General features: G+C 70.0%; 3 protein-coding genes. 1 reads left to right on the top strand and 2 read right to left on the bottom strand.

Annotated features, from left to right (window positions below):
• The coding region (locus VM221_06865) for an amidase family protein (GenBank protein HUT74541.1) at positions 1–220 on the top strand (220 nt) is incomplete at its 5' end.
• A gap of 198 nt (positions 221–418) precedes the next feature.
• Here VM221_06865 and mrdA read toward each other — a convergent pair.
• On the bottom strand, positions 419–2167 hold the full coding sequence (gene mrdA / locus VM221_06860; GenBank protein ID HUT74540.1) for a penicillin-binding protein 2: 1749 nt from the start codon (positions 2165–2167) through the stop codon (positions 419–421).
• Complete coding sequence (gene mreD, locus VM221_06855; GenBank protein ID HUT74539.1) at positions 2164–2655, bottom strand: rod shape-determining protein MreD; 492 nt, start codon at positions 2653–2655, stop codon at positions 2164–2166. Before mreD ends, mrdA begins: the two co-directional genes overlap by 4 nt.
• Positions 2656–2858: the final 203 nt, after the last annotated feature.

Genomic DNA, 2858 nt, shown 5'->3' with positions numbered 1-2858 from the left:
CAATCTCGCCGGCCTGCCCGCCATGTCCATCCCCGCGGGGTTCGCTGACGGCCTGCCTATCGGGCTTCAGATCACGGGCAAGCCGCTCGCGGAGGCGACGATTCTGCGCGCCGCGCACGCCTTCCAGCAGGCGACGAACTTCCACCGCCTGCGACCGCTGCAACCACCATCGGGGTTGCAGGGAGCAGTGGTCGAGTGGGCGCGCGGTGGGAGGCGCTGACGATGGGCGCTAACCCTGCTGCCAGAGGGGTATGGGCAGCCTCCCGGGTCATTCGGGGTATGACCTCGAGAAGTGGGGGGCCTTTGGGCGCGCCCCGACAGGTCGGGGCGCGGAGGTAGGGGCAAGGCATACCTTGCCCCTACGAGGTCGCGCCCGGTGCGTCGCCCAACCATCCCCACTAGAATCGGTCACACCCGGTCATTGGCCGCGTTGGGGCGCCCCGGCGGCCACCGCAGAAGGCGCCGCCGGCTCGCGCAGGGCCGCCCGCAGCAGCGCGGCGCCGATGGGCGCTGCGGCCGAGCCGTGCCCTCCCTGCTCCACGACCACGGCGACGACAACCTGCGGTCGGGCCACGGGCGCGAAGCCGACGAACCAAGCATGCGGCTTGCCGTGCGGGTTCTCAGCGGTTCCGGTCTTGCCGCCAACCGGGAAGTTGGGGTCCCATATTCTCCGGGCGGTGCCGCGACGCACTACTTCCGCCATCCCCTCACGCACCAGCGCGGCGGTCGCGGGCTTGATGCCCACGCTGCGGGGCGCGGGCGCACTCACCCGGGAGCCGCCGACCGCCCGCAGCAGATGCGGGGTTACGCGGTGGCCGCCGTTGGCAATGGCGGCGGTCACCACCACGGCCTGCAGCGGCGTCACCAGGACGCCCCCCTGGCCGACCGCCATTTGGCAGGTATCGCCCGGATACCACGGCTGGTGCAGGCGCGAGCGCTTCCACCGCGGATTGGGCACCAGCCCGCTGCTTTCGTCCGGCAGGTCAATGCCGGTTTGCGATCCCAGGCCGAACGCTCTCGCCATGTGTTCGAGCTCTGCGCGGCCGACGCCGCGCCCGAGCTTGATGAACATGACGTTGCACGACTGCGCGATCCCCGACAGCAGGTCGAGCGAGCCATGACCCTGCTTCTGCCAGCAGCTGAAGCGCCACTTGCCGAGCTGATAGTAGCCGGGGCAGAAGAAACGGCTGTGGCGACCAGCGACGCCCCTCTCGATCGCCGCCGCCGCGGTGATGACCTTGAAGACGGAGCCGGGCTCATAGAGCGCGGTCGCGGCGCGGTCCTGCTGCGGGCGCGCGGCGCTGTTGAGATAAGCCCACTGGGCGCTTGAGAGCCTCCCGTTGAAGATATTGGGGTCGAAGGCGGGGCTGCTGGCAAGCGCCAGCACCTCGCCGCTGTGGGCGTCCATCACGACCGCCGCCCCGCGTCTGCCGGCCAGACCCTTCTCGGCGGCGCGCTGGACATCGGCGTCCAGGTTTAGCGTCACCGCGTCGCCGGCCGTCGGCGCTACTTGCCCCAGCACGCGCACCAGCCTCCCGCGCGCATCCACCTCCACTTGCTCCCCGCCATCGCTGCCGCGCAGCGATGCCTCCAGCTCGCGCTCGACGCCGTCCTTGCCGACGCGGTCGCGCGGGTTGTAGCCGCTGTCGCGCATCCGCTGCAGCTCCTGCGCGCTGATCTCTCGGACGTAGCCTAGGACGTGAGCGGCAAGCATACCCAAGGGGTAGTGCCGCACCGGACGACTCTGCAACTGCACGCCGCTCAGGTGCAGCGATGACTCAGCGGCGCGCGTGGCTACCGCCAGCGGCACGTCGTGGGCCACCACGACGCCGCTGAGCTGCCCATCCCCAGCCTTGACGGCAGCCGCTACGCGCGCCGGCTTCTCGCCCACCACCTCGGCCACCCGCTCGACACCCCCCGGTTCGCGGCCAAGCTCCTGCGGGATGACGACCAGGTCCAGGCACAGGCGGTTGGCGGCGAGGATGCGGCCGCGGCGGTCATAAATGACGCCGCGTGGGGCCTGGCGGCGGACGAGGCGAATGCGGTTCTCCTCGGACGCACGCCGATAGTCACGGCCGCCAATGATCTGGATCTGCCACAGGCGCGCGGCGAGCAGGCCAAAGATGAGCACCACCGCCAGGCGCAAGACCGTCTGGCGAGTCTTCACCGAGTCACCTCTTCCGGCGGCAGCAGGTAGCGTACGCGCCGCAGGGCAGCGCCGATGATGAGCGCGACCCCACCGTTGTAGGCCGCGCGCCCGCCGACATCGAGCGCCATCGTCCCCAGTCCTGCGCGGCTAGCGAAAAGGTGAAACACCGCCTCGTGCACCACGGTCAGGGCTGCCGCCAGGCTCATCATGATCAGCAGGTTCTCCGGGAACACGCGTCTACCGCTCTCGCCCGCAAGGTATCCGACGATGACCTTCGCTCCGGCAAAGACGCCGATCCAATTGCCCAGCAGAGCGCCCTCGAGCACGCCTGCGAAAAACCCCACTGCCATGCCCGCCCGCGGCCCGCTCAGGAGGCCGACGATGACCGTGACCACAAGCAACAGGTCCGGCGCCACGCCGCGAATCGCCGGATAGTCGAGCACGCTGAACTCCACAGCCGCGCAGACTATGATCAGCCCGGCGGTGAACGTGACCCTGCGTGCCAATCGGCGACCTCCCTGGGCGTAGTTCGGCGGCTTGCGCCGCCCATCCTGCCCCACGGCCCCGGGATGCACGCCAGGGGCCCGGCTATGGTTGGTCATCGCAGGACTCAACGCGGCGTCGTCGAACCGAGCGGGAAGGTCAAGCCTGGCACCACCTGCGGCCAGGGCGCCTTCGACGGAGGTGGAACCCATGAACTTTCCAACCC

The sequence above is a fragment of the Armatimonadota bacterium genome, assembly GCA_035527535.1.
Lineage (GTDB): Bacteria > Armatimonadota > Hebobacteria.
The sequence above is the reverse complement of the archived record's forward strand: the minus strand, read 5'-3'. Positions and strand labels throughout refer to the sequence as shown.